We start from the raw sequence: 14,118 nt of genomic DNA on the forward strand, positions 1-14,118 counted from the left end.
AGGTGGCAAGTGTTTGCCGCCTACTGGCAACAACGTAACGTAAGACAAGAGGTGCAGGGTGGCAATTTCATTCGATAAAGCCTTTGGTATACATCAACACGCCCTAACGGCTCGTTCAAGTCGCGCCGAAGTGTTGGCCAGTAACTTGGCCAACGCTGACACGCCTGGTTATAAAGCCAAAGACATGGACTTTCAGGCGGCGCTGAATCAGGCACAAAATAACCAAGGCTTTTCGCTGAGTCGTACTAATCAACAGCACTTCGCCGTTGAGATAGCGCCGCCCGGCATGGTGCAGTTTCGCGTACCTAATCAGCCAGACACCGGCGATGGCAACACGGTCGATGTACAAACCGAGCGTAACAGCTACATGGAAAACGCCTTGCAGTATCAAGCTTCGCTCGAGTTTTTAAACGGCAAAATAAGCGGCCTGTTAAAAGCCATTAAGGGAGATTCAATGTGAGCCTATTTAAGGTATTTGATATTTCCGGCAGCGCCATGAGCGCGCAGTCGGTGCGCCTTAATACCACCGCCAGTAACTTGGCCAACGCAGACAGCGTAAGTTCCAGCGTGGGTGAAACTTACCGCGCGCGCAAACCGGTATTTGCCGCCGACCTCAACCAGGCCCTGTCTGATCGTCAAGAAAGCGTCGGCGTTAAGGTGATGGGCATAGTCGAAAGCGACAAGCCGCTGTTAAAGGAGTTTCATCCCGATCACCCGATGGCAGATGCAGAAGGCTTTATCTATAAGCCCAACGTCAACGTAGTTGAAGAAATGACCGACATGCTAAGTGCTTCCCGTAACTACCAAACTAACGTGCAGGTAGCGGACGCCGCCAAGCAAATGTTGCAGCAAACGCTGCGCCTCGGTAAGGGGTAATAACCGATGCAAGTTAACCAAGATTACTTAAACGGTATGAAATGGCCCGGCGAGCAAAGCCCAGCCGATAAAGTTAAAGACCCAAGCCGAGCGCAATTGGGCCAAGAAGACTTCTTCGCACTAATGACACAACAGCTAGCCTATCAAGATCCGTTTAAACCCGCAGATAACTCCGACATGATTGCCCAAATGACCGCGTTTACCAGCGCCGACGGCATCAGTAACATGAGTAAACAGCTATCAGGCTTGAGCGAAGTGATGACCTCTAGCCAAGCGCTGCAGGCATCTAGCCTAGTAGGGCAGAAAGTATTATTGCCCAGCAACCTTGCCTATTGGGATCAAAGCGATGCGGTAGACGGCGTGGCCGTAACCGGAGAGGGTGCCAATAACGTAGTGATCCGTATAGAAAATGAAAAGGGCGAAGTGGTACGCACCATGGGCTTAGATGGCCCACAGCGCGGCAACGTGCCCTTTAGTTGGGACGGCCTAAACGAACAAGGCGAGCCTGCCCCCACGGGCCGCTACAAAATCAAAGTAAGTGGTTTAATTGGTAACCAGCGTGAAGACCTCAACGCCTTGGCTTTTGGCCGAGTTGACAGCGTGACGCTGGGCAGTGCCAACAGCCCTACCTTGGTTAACTTATCTGGTTTAGGGGGCGTGCCCTTAAACCAAGTACTCGAAATTGCTGGCCGTAAAACGGCGTAAGGAGCACCTAAATGTCTTTTAATATTGCCCTCAGCGGCGTGAACGCGGCGCAAAAAGATCTGGACGTTACGGCCAACAACATTGCCAACGTAAACACCATCGGCTTTAAAGAGTCCCGTGCCGAGTTTGCCGATGTGTATGCCAACTCGATTTTTTCCAACGCCAAAACGAGTACCGGTAGCGGTGTGCAAACTGCCGCCGTGGCCCAGCAGTTTCACCAAGGTGCACTGCAGTTCACCAATAACTCGCTAGACATGGCCATTAACGGCAGTGGCTTCTTCGTGGTATCAAATGAAATTGGCTCACTGGATCGCACCTTTACCCGCGCCGGCGCCTTTCGCTTAAATAACGAAGGTTTCGTGACTAACTCTCAAGGTCACTTTCTGCAAACCTACAAGGCGAACGCCGATGGTACGCCAGCAGGTTTGGGTATCAACAGTACTCAGCCGCTGCGTATTCCAGATAAAGCTGGTCAACCACAGCAAACCACAGAAGCTAAAATTGGCGTGAATTTGCCGGTGAAAGCAGGTGCATTAGATCCTGCTCTGTTTGATGAAAAAAACTCAGAGACTTACACCTCATCAACTTCGATGACTATTTATGACTCAATGGGTGATACTCATACTTTAACGCAGTACTTCGTTAAAGTAGGGCCGACCGCAGATGGAACTAACACAGAGAATGAATGGCAAATGAGAGTCTTTGTTGACGGGGAAGAAAAGGTAGCCGGTGGAGTTGAGCTAAAGTTTACTAACGCGGGCCTGTTAGAAAGCATAGTTCCTGCTGATATTGAAACTGAAGAATTAGGCTTTAGTAATGGCTCCGATCCTGACCAAAAAATCAAGATTAAAATTCCTTCAGCGACCCTAAACTCAGGTGCGTTTGAGGTAACTGAAAATAGCCAAGATGGCACTACAGTAGGTCGATTGACCAAGGTAGATGTAGGCTCAGATGGCTTAGTACAAGCCACTTACAGCAACGGTACTACCGAAAACTTAGGTATAGTGGCCATGGCGCGTTTCTCTAACGAGCAGGGATTAACGCAAATTGGTGATACCCAATGGCGCCAGTCTTTATTATCCGGTGAAGCGGTGACCGGTCAGCCGAATACCGGTATTTTCGGTAAAGTGAGCGTGGCGGCATTGGAGCAATCCAACACCAGCTTAACCACAGAGCTAGTAGACTTGATTACTGCCCAGCGTAACTTTCAAGCCAACTCCCGTGCACTGGAAGTAAACAGCACCCTGCAGCAAACCATACTGCAAATACGTTAATTAATAGCTTTCAGCCGTAAGCTGTTAGCTGTCAGAAAAAAACCAAACACCGCTCTTAAAGGAGCGGTGTTTTTTTATAAATATCAGAGTCCTTCTAATGAACATCAGGATCTCGTACTTATGCCGTCATCCTGACGCACGTCAGGATCTCGCTTTGGGTCTTCAAAAGACAAACAAGATACCGGAGCGCGTCCGATGTATGGACTCCTTCACCCTCAGAGGAGTACGGTAAGTTTACCACAACCCCGAGTCCTCAATCGGAAGGAGTCCATACATGAAACACGATACTGTCATTGCCCTCGATTTGGCAAAACATTCGTTCCAAGCGTGCACCCTTAAGAATAATAAAACGCAGCGTAACCGCGCTTATACCCGTGCTCAGCTTACTGCCATGCTCAGTAAGCATCCTGCTTGCGTCGTGGCGATGGAGGCGTGTGGCTCTGCACATTATTGGGCTCGTACCGTCGAAACTATGGGGCATAAGCCGGTGATTATCGCCCCTAAAATTGTGGCTGCATTTCGGCTCGGACATAAAACCGATCATAACGATGCGGAAGCTATCGGTGCGGCACTATCACATCCAGGATTAAAAACCGTCACCCCCAAGTCAACGGAGCAACAAGGGCTGCAAAGCATAGAGCGTATCCGGGAGCACATGCAAGATCAGCGCACGGCGACCAGTAACCTAATCAGAGCCCTGATATTTGAGTTTGGTATCACCATTACTAAAGGTTTCGCGGGTTTGCGTGCGGCGATACCCCTTATTCTGGAAGACGCGGAGAACGAGATCCCGATGCCATTACGCGATGAGCTATCAGAGCTGTGGCAAGCTTACTTATCCTTGACTCAGCGCTTTCAAGCGTTAGAAGCGAGGCGTGATAAGTTAATCAAACAACATCCAAGTTGCGCAAAGTTGATGAAGTTAGAAGGCGTGGGCCCGGTCAATGCGTTGCATCTCTATCTGATGTTAGGTACTAACGGTGGCAACTTCGCCTCCGGTCGGGAAGCGGCGGCCTGCGTGGGTGTCACACCCAAACAGTTTAGTACGGGTGGCAAGGTCGTGATGGGAGGTATTGGTAAACGCCACGGCAAAAGGCAGCAGCGTTCGAACCTTATTCAGGGCGCGCGTTCCGTTTTGCAAAAATTACAGAAAAGAGAACCGGTTAATCAGAAAGAGGCCTGGCTGAAAGCCATGATGCAGCGACGTGGCTTTGGCATCGCTTCAGTGGGTCTGGCCAACAAAACAGTCCGTACCGCCTGGGCGATGTTGCGTCATGGTGAAGAATATCATCGGCCCACATTATTAGTCAGCGCGTAGCTGAGTCAATCCGTCAACTGAACGAACAACCGAACAACCGAGTTAAATGATGACCCAACATGAGCGCAGATACAGTTAAGAGGTGAGACCAACCTTCAGAAAGCCTGTTCATGCCAGTGTGCAAACCATGCCGTAAGTCCGCAGAGGCCTGAAGGTGCGAATACATCAAGGGACAGGGGTAGCTCCCCAATGAGAGTCCGAATATACGCCAGCTCCTTACCCATGCTGCTTATTTTATGTTCAAAGACGGTTGTCATACAGAAGGAGTCCATATACGGCATGACGGCCAAGAAAGCGTTGTGTTATGCCCTTATGCCGTCTTCCTGATGAAAATCAGGATCTCGTTTTAGATGGGGAGTTTTTCTGCGAAAAACCAGCCGGCTAAAGCGGCTTCTACAAGATCTGGTGTTGTCGTTTTAGCCACACTTACAACTCACCATTCACAATTAAGCATTGCTCTCAATACCCGCGTCTTAGCTGTTCATACAACTTTAAATCCAGCTCTAACTCGGTGATATACATATCGCCGTCTGGGTAGCTGTTTACTACCCGCGCGCCGCGCACTACACCTCGGCTGCTGTTGCTCACCGCACCGTCTTGCAAAATATTGCTGTTGGTAATGCTGGAGCTTGAAGTCATCACCCCACTTAACTGCTCGGTTAGCTCTCGATAGGCATCTAACTTAGAGGCACGCATGGCATGTAACAGTTTTTGCTGGGGATCCACCGGCTGCTGCAAACTAATGGGCGCATAGCCCACCGCATAGATATGATTTTTAGCCGCTTTAGGGCCGCCCTGTTGAGTGCTGCAGGCCATTAAGGGCCATAGCATTAAGCACATTAATAACCCGCGCTTACTTAGCATAACGGCTCCTATATTCAGGCGTAATTACTTGCACTCTGGGCTCCGGGCCTTGGGCTTTAAGCATGCTGGCGACTAGATATTCAGGAATAAACTGTTGGGCGCTGGCAACCAAGCTATTATCGGCCATCGACACCAAACGTGCGTTCACTAACCGCCCGCCGGTGGTTTCACTCACAGTGCCGTGTACCAAATACTGCGCATTGATGCGGCCACTTAGCTGGCGATAATCACGACTGGTAGTAATGTCGCCTTCTGGCGTAATACGGATAAAAGGCAAGGTTTTAAAGTCCACTACCCGCAAGCCATATTGATTGAGTTGAAACATCATGGTTTCAGACAACAAACGGCTAAAGTCATCTTGGCTGTTATAATCTTGCTGATCCACAAAGCCGCTCACGGCAATGCCCGACTGAGTATTCAACTTGTGCGCACTGGACACCAAACGATAAGCCAAAGCCGACATATGCTGTTGCAGCTGGGTTTGCCCGCCCACCAAAGACGGCCCCGCCTGCGGTAAATAAGCACTGCGGGTGCCTGCACTCATGCGCATCGGCACTCCATCTTGGCTGTGGCGCGGCGACACCTCTGGCTGCACTAAAGGCCCCAGAGGCTTGCGATTAATATAGTGGGATGCATGATCGTGGGGCAGATAATGATTATTAGCATCAAACTGCTGCTCTCCTGAGGAAGTACAGGCCGTTAGCCCCAGTACCACCAGCAGAAAAAGAGGTTTACTCATCATGACTCCCATTAAATAAATGACACTTGTCGACTGGTTAAGCTATCGGCCAAGCGACGGCAAACTTTACGGTTAAGGCTGTTCGCTCACTCACCAACAGGCTGCAAACAAAAGCGATTAATCTAAAACAAGACAAGCGGCAAAAAACTGCCGTTATTACCGCGGCGTCTATATCGAGCGGCTAGATATACCCATAAACCCTAACCAAAACCAGTGTTAAAACGTCATTAACAGCTAAGCCGCCTTTTACTGTACTTATTAGGCAAGGTTTTTGCATAATCCTTGCCAACAATTGATCACCGCGCCAACTTAATGCTGGCCTCGGTGTTACTCAGGATGCGACCGTGTCAATAAAAGCCCTTTTGCCCTCATTGTGTTTGCTGTTGCCGCTGGCACTGCCGTTTGCGGCCAATGCCGATTGGTATCAAGCGGAAGGCTCGGCATTGCTGAGCCAAGGTGCAGAAACCGCGCGCCAACAAGCGCTCGAGCAAGCGCTTACCGATGCCCTATTGCAAGCCGGCGCGTCCATTACTACGGTGCAATCGGTCACTAACGGCGCGCTCTCTGGCCAGCAACTCGACATTGCCGCCCAAGGCGAGCTAATGGACTATGTGATCCTAAACGAGCGCAGTGCTCAAGGCCGCTTATGGCTAACCGTGCGGGCCGACATTTGGCCCAACCCGCAACAAGTGCAAGCCAAGTGTGCCAGTCGTTATCGTCCGGGTATTAGCCTCACTAGCTTTGCGATTCAGCATCCGGATCAAGGTCGATTTGGCCAAATTTATGAATTAGGCAACGCCACCGCCGCCCGTTTGGCTCAGCACCTAACGCCGAACGTCAATTTGATGACGCAACTGCCCTATCAAATTACTACCGATACCCAACTGCCCCGCAGCCAAGGCTTGCGTAAAGGCAGTGACGTATTAGCGCAAAAACAACAATCACGATTACTGCTCAGCGGCGTGCTGAACGACATCAGCATGGAAGACGGTGATTGGGTGCAATGGCGCTTTAAAGAGCAGCCCCGTCAGTTTGTATTGTCCGTCACCTTAGAAGACAGCTTTACCGGCGAGCGATTATTACAACAGCAATACCGCGTAGAAGCGCCTTGGTCCTTTAAAAAGCATGATGTGGTGAATGTGCAGCAACAAAGCTTTTGGCAGTCGACTTATGGCCAAGCCGCCGACCAACTGTTGCAGCGTATTACTCGGGATATCATTAACGCGCAGTCTTGCATGAAGGCCATTGGCCATATCTTGCAGCAATCCGACGAGGGTATTTTAATGGATCTCGGCCGTGACGCGGGTATTCAACCCGGTGACCGCTTTACCTTGATCCACAGACGCCAACTGCAACCTGGCTATTACAGTGAAACCTCATCCAAAGCGCAGTTTGTGGTGCAACAAAGCCACACCGACTACAGCCTACTCGCCCCTGCCGACGGCGTCGCCCGCCAAGTGCGCATCACCCCGGGTGATATGCTGACCTCGGTGAAGTGAAGCGTGAAGCAAGATAAACCAAATCATTAAGCAAACAAAAACACCGTACCCATAAAAGCGGTGTTTCTGGTTTGGCCGTCATCCTGACGCACGTCAGGATCTCGCACTTATGCCGTCATCCTGATGACCATCAGGATCTAGTTTTTAGGTTTTAGTACTAAGAGCGAGATACCGAAGCAAGTTCGGTATGACGGCAAAGGGCTGCGTGTGGTTTTAGCCGTCTTCCTGATGTACATCTGTACCTGATTTTGGGCTTTGTAGGCGACTTGTTTACGGTAAGAGGTGTTCTCGCATTACGCCGTAGGCGTAAATCTTTAAACCCTCCAGCTGCGCTGGCCGGCGAAACTCTTTGTTCTAATGCCGTCATCCTGATGACCATCAGGATCTCGCACTTATGCCGTCATCCTGATGCACATCAGGATCTTGGTTTTAAACATAAGAGCGAGATACCGAAGCAAGTTCGGTATGACGGCAAAGTGCGGTGTGTTATTTCAGCCGTCTTCCTGACGCACGTCAGGTTCTCGGTTTTGGTTTTAAACATAAAAGCGAGATACTGGGGCAAGCCCAGTATGACGGCAAAGTGCGGTGTGTTGTTTTAGCCGTCTTCCTGACGCACGTCAGGATCTCATTTTGAATTGTGCCGTATGGTTACAAAAACCGACCGGTTGCTTTATGAGTGCATGTCATATGAATTAAACCTTAACTCTCGCTACGCGCCACACCGTATAACTTAGCGTTTACACGCTATAGCGTATAAACTATCTTTACCTGCTATAGCGTGTAAGGATGAACTCATGAAAGTAACTTCTGCCCATCAACTCAGCCATGTATTACAAGATCAGCGTAAACAACAAGGTCAATCACAGACCCTAGTTGCTCGCAAGGTTGGGCTACGCCAAGATACCGTTTCAAAATTTGAAAACACGCCCGACGGTACTCGCCTGGATACCCTGTTCAAATTGCTTTCGGCATTGGATTTAGAGCTAGAAGTTAAGCCGCGTGGCAGTGCTCCTAATACTACTGAGCAATGGCAGGAGGAATGGTAATGGCACAGCTAACTATCGCCATGAATGGCTACCAAGTAGGCACGCTATATCGCTCATCATCTGGTACTCATGAGTTTTGGTACCATAAAGACTGGCTCGATATGCCCGGCTCTCGCCCCATTTCTCTATCCCTACCATTAGGCAAACAACGCTTCAAAGGTAAAGAGGTATACAATTTTTTTGATAACCTATTACCCGACAATATGCAGACTCGACAGCGCATTGTCGCTCGTCATCAGGCCGCTTCAAGTCAGCCCTTTGATCTATTAGCCAAAATTGGGATGGATAGCGTGGGGGCTCTACAGATCTACCCTGCCAGTCAGCAACCTGAAGGGGTTAGAAGCATTCATTGTAAGAAGTTAACTCAATCGGCGCTGCTGAATATCTTGCAAGGTTATCAAAGCAATGCACCATTGGGGATGATTAGCGGTGAAGAAGACTTTCGAATTTCGATTGCCGGCGCACAAGAAAAAACTGCGCTACTCAAACAAAACGAAAATTGGTATCTACCGTTAGGCAGTACACCCACCACACACATTATCAAGTTACCGATAGGTACCATCCAAAGTCATTCTCATACCATTGATCTAAGTACTAGCGTCGAAAATGAATTGGTTTGCTTACGCTTAGCCGGTGCACTTGGTTTGGAAGTAGCAGCCGCGGATATTCTTGACGTGCGAGGCTTTCGAGCATTATCCGTGGCCCGTTTTGACCGACGACGATCATCTGACGGTCAATGGATTATGCGCTTACCACAAGAAGACTTTTGTCAGGTTCTAGGCGTATCACCCGGCCTTAAATACGAAAGTGATGGAGGCCCAAATATTGTCAAGATTATGAGTTACCTATTGGGCTCAGCTCAACCAGAACAAGATAGAGCAACCTTCATGCGAGCCCAAGTCGTATTCTGGCTATTAGCAGCAACGGATGGACACGCCAAAAACTTTTCAGTTTTTTTACTACCAAATGGGGCCTTCAGACTCACACCACTCTATGACATTCTTTCGGCCTACCCAGTTATGGGTGGCTCGGGGCTCTCAGAGCGAAAAATCAAAATGGCCATGGCCCTACGAGGAACATCTGGCCGCCATTATCAATGGTATAACCTTTTTCCTCGCCACTTTCTAACCACTGCCCGTGCGGCCGGATTTGATGAAACAGCCATGCAAACGATTTTAGATGACGTTAGAGACCGAGTTCCAACGGCTATCAATAGCGTCAGACAGTCGTTACCTGAAAATTTTCCTGCAGATATAAGTGAAGTCATTTTCTCCGGTGTAGAAAAACGAGCAAAGCGGCTAGACCAAAACTAAAAAACGCGATTCACCTAAGTGTGTTATGCCTTTACGCCGTCATCCTGACGCACGTCAGGATCTCGGGCTAAGATTTAAAACACTCAAGCTTATTGGCAACGGAACCCACGGAAGAACGCGGAAAAATAGTGATCAGGTCTGAAAGTGACTATTAATGGTAAGAGCAAGTCGGGGGTTTATCTTTTAGGCTGTCTTCCTGACGAACGTCAGGATCTCGGTTTAGCTTGGTGCTAGGCGCTGCCCGGTTTAGTCTTGTTTCGATTGAACTTGGCGCCGGGCGCTTGGTGTTCGGCGCTCGGCGCTGCCCTCTTCTACTTCTGGGTAATGCCAAAATAACGCATGTGCAGTGCTCGTACCTCATTCATTAACTCAGGCACAGGGCCTACTACTGTCACATCTGGCGCTACCTCATTAATGGCCAGCGGCTTAACCGGTGATGGCGGCAGCCCCCATTCATGACACCACTGAGCAAACTGTTTGCCCGAGCAAATGTACACCACTCGCCCTAAGCCCGCCCATGCATGGGCGGCAGCGCACATCGGGCAATGCTCACCGGTGGTATACATAGTGGTTTGCGCGCGTTCGATTTCGCTTAAGTGCTCCCCCGCCCATTGCGCCAACGCCAACTCGGGATGAAAAATGGCATTGATATGAATTTGATTATGATCTTCGGCCAACACAGCACCTTGTGCCGATACCAACATAGCGCCAAACGGCTGGTCGCCTGCATTCAATGATTCTTCCGCCAACGCCAAACAACGGCGCAGGTGTCGTAAGTCTTGTTCGCTTAATGTCATTAAAGCCTCCTGATTATTAACTTATGCTTACATTGATACGCTTACTCTTGTCTGACTACCTATCTAACACAACCTAGCTCTCGCAGTGCAAGGTAAGTCTTTGTTGAGTCTGATACAGTACCCAACAAGTTCCCTTTCTTAAAGCCCAAGTATGTCTACCGACTACTACCAACAACAAGCCGAGTCTTTTTACCAAAGCACCGCCTTTGTGGACATGATACCACTGTATCAGCGGTTTTTGCCCTATGTGCCGGCAGGCGGACATATTGTAGATGCCGGTTGTGGTTCGGGTCGCGACAGCCTGAATTTTGCGAACTTGGGCTTTAAAATAAGCGCCTTTGACGCCAGCCCAGCTCTTGTTGAGCTCGCCCAGCAACATACCGGCTTGCCAGTTAACTTATGCAGCTTCGAGCAGTTCACGGCCCCCGAGCCCATTGATGCTATCTGGGCCTGTGCTTCTTTACTGCATGTTCCCCGTGCAGAACTAAGTAAAGTAATGGCGCATCTGGCCGCACAACTCAAACCCAACGGCGTATTTTACTGCTCCTTTAAATACGGCCACGATGACGTAAGCCGAGACGGTCGCCATTTCACCAATCTGGACGAAACGGGTTTAAGCGAGTTAATCAGCCAGCTGCCATTAACCGTAATTGAACACTGGCAGACCGGTGACTTACGCCCAGGGCGAGAACACGAGCGCTGGTTGAATGCCATTTTAAGGAAAGAAACAAAATGACTGCCCCTCTACTGCTGACCGGTGGCAGTTCAAACGATCCGAGTTTTAATCAGCCGCTACTCTATACCTTGCTCGCCGCCATAAATAAAACCAATACCGACAGCCAGATCGGTATTGCCGTGTCTTTTATTCGTTACAGCGGTTGGCAGCTGTTGCATGACGCCCTGTTTGAAGCCTTGGCGCGCGGCGTAACACTGCACATCATCACCTCCGATTATTTAGACGTAACCGAGCCCGTAGCGCTACGTGAAATGATGCTATTAGCCGAACGCGGCGCCAACATTAAGGTTTACGAAAGTAACCGTAATGCGGGCTTTCACCTTAAATCCTATCTGTTTATTCACCAGCACAGCAGCCAGCACTTAACGGGGCTTGGACTGGTTGGCTCTAGTAATATCTCCCGCGCCGCCCTCACCGAATCACTGGAATGGAATTGGCAACTTAGCGTAGATGCTGAGCCTGATAGCCCAGCGGCGATCAGCTTATTAGCTCTGCAAACACAGATGCAGCAATTGGTAAAAGATAAACGCGTAGTCGCTCTGACTCATGATTGGATTGACGGTTACCTTAAGCGCTATCAGCACAGCTCGCTCACCAGCCTGCGCCTGATCACCGGTGATACCGACACGGATGATGAATTCTTACGCGAAACGCCATTGCCTAATGCAGTACAAGAAGAAGCACTCGCCGCCTTACATAACAGCCGAAGTCAGGGTTTTAAGCGCGGCTTAGTAGTGATGGCCACCGGCCTTGGCAAAACTTGGCTGGCCGCCTTTGACGCGCGCCAGCTTCACGCCAAAAAGCTGCTATTTGTGGCGCATCGTGAGGAGATTATTCGCCAAGCCCAAGCGACATTTATTCGCATGAACCCCAAGGCGCACACCGGCTTATACAACGGCCAACAGCAGCAACAAGCCGACTGGTTGTTTGCCTCGGTACAAACTCTGGGCCGTGACGAGCATTTACAGAAATTTGCCCAAGATCATTTCGATTACATCATCGTTGACGAATTTCATCACGCTACTGCGCCCACCTATCGCAAGTTACTGGATTACTTTAGACCGCGTTTTTTACTCGGCTTAACCGCCACGCCTGATCGCACCGACCAAGCCGATATTCTCGCCCTGTGCGACGATAATCTGGTGTTTGAACGCGGACTGCGTGACGCCATTATTGATAAACATTTGGTGCCCTTTATCTATCAAGGCGTATTTGATGAGTTTATTAATTACGATGAAATTCCGTGGCGCAACGGCTGCTTCGATCCACAAGCCTTAGATGCGGCTTTTGCCAGCCAAAAACGCGCTCAGCATGCACTGAAAAAGTGGCAAGAGTTTAAACAAAGTCGCACCTTGGCGTTTTGTATCTCCACCCGTCATGCGGATTTTATGGCGAGTATTTTTAATGAGGCCGGCATTAGCGCCGCTGCTGTGTATGCGGGATCCGCTATGCCGCGTAACCAAGCGCTCAGCGAATTAGCGACCGGTAAGTTACAAGTCATTTTCTCAGTCGACCTATTTAATGAAGGCACCGACTTACCCGCCATCGACACTCTGCTGATGCTGCGCCCTACAGAATCGCGCATTGTTTTCTTACAGCAACTAGGTCGCGGCTTACGCCTGTGTGCCGGCAAAACGCATCTAATGGTGGTCGATTTAGTCGGCAATCATAAGGCCTGTTTATTTAAGCCCGAATTGCTGCGTGAAATAACCCAAGCGAATAGCAGTGCCAACGGCTCAACAATGCCCAGCTTACCTGAAGGCTGCTTTATCAATTTAGAGCCGCAACTACTCCCACTGATGGATAAGCTACGCTACGGCGGACGCGTTAAAGTGGTCGATGATTATCGTCGTTTAAAAGATCAACTGGGTTATCGCCCCACGGCGGTACAAGCGTTTCAGGCAGGATTCGATTTTAGTAAAGTACGTAAACAACATGGCAGCTGGTTTGAATTGGTACTCAGTGAACATGATTTGAGTTCATCCGAAGTCATGGTATTAGATAAACTCAGAGACTTCTTACTGACCGGTATCGAAACCACCACCCTCACTAAGAGCTTTAAAATCATCTTGCTACAAGCTTTGCTAGAACTAGACGGCCTACGAACACCACCAACCTTGCAAGCGCTAGCCGAACAGTCTCGCTATGTGCTGGAACGCCATCCCGACCTATTACAGCTGGATTTACCTGCCGCACAACAGGCCATGAATGCCGAGTCAAAGACTTGGCTGACGTACTGGAAAAACAATCCGATTAAGTTCAGCAGCAACGGCAATAAAGACTCCCAAGCTGACTACTGGTTTGAGGTAGTCGACGAGCACTTCACGCCGCGCTTTATCTTGCCAGAAGATGAACTCGAAACCTTGCACTTAATGATGCAAGAGCTGGTCGACCTGCGCCTAGCAGAATATCGCCGCCGCAAAACAGAAGCGTTAGCGGGTATTAAGGATGCTTTTACTCGGGTAAAGCCCCATAAGGTAGTAGCTCCCCAAGCTGACATGATCGAACTGCCCTACTTTCCCAGCCTGCAAATCGCCTGCGGCCATTTTAAAACCGGCAACAGCGAAAATGCCGAACTCAAGGTCATACCCGATCAATACGGAACGCTCGATATTCAACGCCACTTTCTGGCTCACGCCAGTGGTAACTCCATGAATGGTGGCAAGCAGCCAATACAAGACGGCGACCTGCTATTACTCGAACAAATCAGCGCAAACAGTGCGGGCTCCATCAGTAATCAAACTATCGCTATAGAACAACAAGACGCCACCGGCGACGACCAATATCTGCTGCGCATCGTGAAGAAAAATCCAGATGGCAGTTACCGACTACAAGCCAGTAACCCAAACTATGAAGACCTCACCGCCACTGATGACATGAAGCCTTTTGCACGGTTGAAGGGCGTGATTAATGAAAATAATTGAGGATTACTTTTTGGAGTAAGAATTTCA

At 49.6% G+C, this 14,118-nt stretch carries 13 protein-coding genes; 10 read left to right on the forward strand and 3 right to left on the reverse strand.

The genetic code is table 11. The features are described from left to right. Nucleotides 1-58: 58 nt before the first annotated feature. The 5 genes from flgB to R0134_RS10495 all read left to right on the forward strand — a co-directional run bounded on the left by flgB (nt 59) and on the right by R0134_RS10495 (nt 4,173). Nucleotides 59-460, forward strand: a complete 402-nt coding sequence (gene flgB / locus R0134_RS10475; protein WP_319781859.1) for a flagellar basal body rod protein FlgB — start codon at nt 59-61, stop codon at nt 458-460. Further along, nucleotides 457-876 carry a flagellar basal body rod protein FlgC gene (flgC, locus tag R0134_RS10480; RefSeq protein WP_319781860.1) on the forward strand — a complete coding sequence of 140 codons (420 nt, stop codon included), beginning with the start codon at nt 457-459 and terminating at the stop codon, nt 874-876. Before flgB ends, flgC begins: the two co-directional genes overlap by 4 nt. A gap of 6 nt (nt 877-882) precedes the next feature. Beyond that, the gene (locus tag R0134_RS10485) at nt 883-1,581 is read left to right on the forward strand and encodes a flagellar hook assembly protein FlgD (protein ID WP_319781861.1); all 699 of its coding nucleotides are present in this window, start codon (nt 883-885) and stop codon (nt 1,579-1,581) included. An 11-nt stretch (nt 1,582-1,592) separates the two neighbouring features. Then, nucleotides 1,593-2,855: a flagellar hook protein FlgE gene (flgE, locus tag R0134_RS10490; protein WP_319781862.1), complete on the forward strand. Its 1,263-nt coding sequence runs from the start codon at nt 1,593-1,595 to the stop codon at nt 2,853-2,855. A gap of 274 nt (nt 2,856-3,129) precedes the next feature. Next, nucleotides 3,130-4,173, forward strand: a complete 1,044-nt coding sequence (locus R0134_RS10495) for an IS110 family transposase (RefSeq protein WP_319781853.1) — start codon at nt 3,130-3,132, stop codon at nt 4,171-4,173. A gap of 459 nt (nt 4,174-4,632) precedes the next feature. On the opposite strand, the gene R0134_RS10500 is transcribed toward R0134_RS10495, so the two are convergent. Further along, entirely contained in the window at nt 4,633-5,037 is a 405-nt protein-coding gene (locus R0134_RS10500; RefSeq protein WP_319781863.1) for an LPP20 family lipoprotein, read from the reverse strand. Next, complete coding sequence (locus R0134_RS10505) at nt 5,027-5,776, reverse strand: FlgO family outer membrane protein (protein WP_087037793.1); 750 nt, start codon at nt 5,774-5,776, stop codon at nt 5,027-5,029. Before R0134_RS10505 ends, R0134_RS10500 begins: the two co-directional genes overlap by 11 nt. A gap of 344 nt (nt 5,777-6,120) precedes the next feature. Here R0134_RS10505 and R0134_RS10510 point away from each other — a divergent pair, with 344 nt between their 5' ends. From R0134_RS10510 to R0134_RS10520, 3 genes are all read left to right on the forward strand, one after another. Continuing rightward, nucleotides 6,121-7,275, forward strand: a complete 1,155-nt coding sequence (locus R0134_RS10510) for a flagellar assembly protein T N-terminal domain-containing protein (protein WP_319781864.1) — start codon at nt 6,121-6,123, stop codon at nt 7,273-7,275. A gap of 794 nt (nt 7,276-8,069) precedes the next feature. Then, on the forward strand, nt 8,070-8,321 hold the full coding sequence (locus tag R0134_RS10515; RefSeq protein WP_087037791.1) for a helix-turn-helix domain-containing protein: 252 nt from the start codon (nt 8,070-8,072) through the stop codon (nt 8,319-8,321). After that, entirely contained in the window at nt 8,321-9,634 is a 1,314-nt protein-coding gene (locus tag R0134_RS10520) for a type II toxin-antitoxin system HipA family toxin (protein WP_319781865.1), read from the forward strand. The genes R0134_RS10515 and R0134_RS10520 overlap by 1 nt, the downstream gene beginning before the upstream one ends. Before the next feature lie 311 nt (nt 9,635-9,945). Here R0134_RS10520 and R0134_RS10525 read toward each other — a convergent pair whose 3' ends face one another. After that, nucleotides 9,946-10,431, reverse strand: a complete 486-nt coding sequence (locus R0134_RS10525; protein WP_319781866.1) for a nucleoside deaminase — start codon at nt 10,429-10,431, stop codon at nt 9,946-9,948. A gap of 151 nt (nt 10,432-10,582) precedes the next feature. Here R0134_RS10525 and R0134_RS10530 point away from each other — a divergent pair, with 151 nt between their 5' ends. Together R0134_RS10530 and R0134_RS10535 are read left to right on the forward strand one after the other, a co-directional pair. After that, nucleotides 10,583-11,167 carry a class I SAM-dependent methyltransferase gene (locus tag R0134_RS10530; protein WP_319781867.1) on the forward strand — a complete coding sequence of 195 codons (585 nt, stop codon included), beginning with the start codon at nt 10,583-10,585 and terminating at the stop codon, nt 11,165-11,167. Then, entirely contained in the window at nt 11,164-14,091 is a 2,928-nt protein-coding gene (locus R0134_RS10535; protein WP_319781868.1) for a DEAD/DEAH box helicase family protein, read from the forward strand. The genes R0134_RS10530 and R0134_RS10535 overlap by 4 nt, the downstream gene beginning before the upstream one ends. Nucleotides 14,092-14,118: the final 27 nt, after the last annotated feature.

It is taken from the genome of Oceanisphaera sp. IT1-181 (genome assembly GCF_033807535.1).
GTDB lineage: Bacteria > Pseudomonadota > Gammaproteobacteria > Enterobacterales > Aeromonadaceae > Oceanimonas.

Bases quoted from the DNA above. Each gene is read 5' to 3' on its own strand.
- R0134_RS10495 (WP_319781853.1), top strand. From the start codon at position 3,130: ATGAAACACGATACTGTCATTGCCCTCGATTTGGCAAAACATTCGTTC.
- R0134_RS10500 (WP_319781863.1), bottom strand. From the start codon at position 5,037: ATGCTAAGTAAGCGCGGGTTATTAATGTGCTTAATGCTATGGCCCTTA.
- R0134_RS10505 (WP_087037793.1), bottom strand. From the start codon at position 5,776: ATGAGTAAACCTCTTTTTCTGCTGGTGGTACTGGGGCTAACGGCCTGT.
- flgE (WP_319781862.1), top strand. From the start codon at position 1,593: ATGTCTTTTAATATTGCCCTCAGCGGCGTGAACGCGGCGCAAAAAGAT.
- R0134_RS10525 (WP_319781866.1), bottom strand. From the start codon at position 10,431: ATGACATTAAGCGAACAAGACTTACGACACCTGCGCCGTTGTTTGGCG.
- R0134_RS10515 (WP_087037791.1), top strand. From the start codon at position 8,070: ATGAAAGTAACTTCTGCCCATCAACTCAGCCATGTATTACAAGATCAG.
- R0134_RS10485 (WP_319781861.1), top strand. From the start codon at position 883: ATGCAAGTTAACCAAGATTACTTAAACGGTATGAAATGGCCCGGCGAG.
- R0134_RS10530 (WP_319781867.1), top strand. From the start codon at position 10,583: ATGTCTACCGACTACTACCAACAACAAGCCGAGTCTTTTTACCAAAGC.
- R0134_RS10535 (WP_319781868.1), top strand. From the start codon at position 11,164: ATGACTGCCCCTCTACTGCTGACCGGTGGCAGTTCAAACGATCCGAGT.
- R0134_RS10520 (WP_319781865.1), top strand. From the start codon at position 8,321: ATGGCACAGCTAACTATCGCCATGAATGGCTACCAAGTAGGCACGCTA.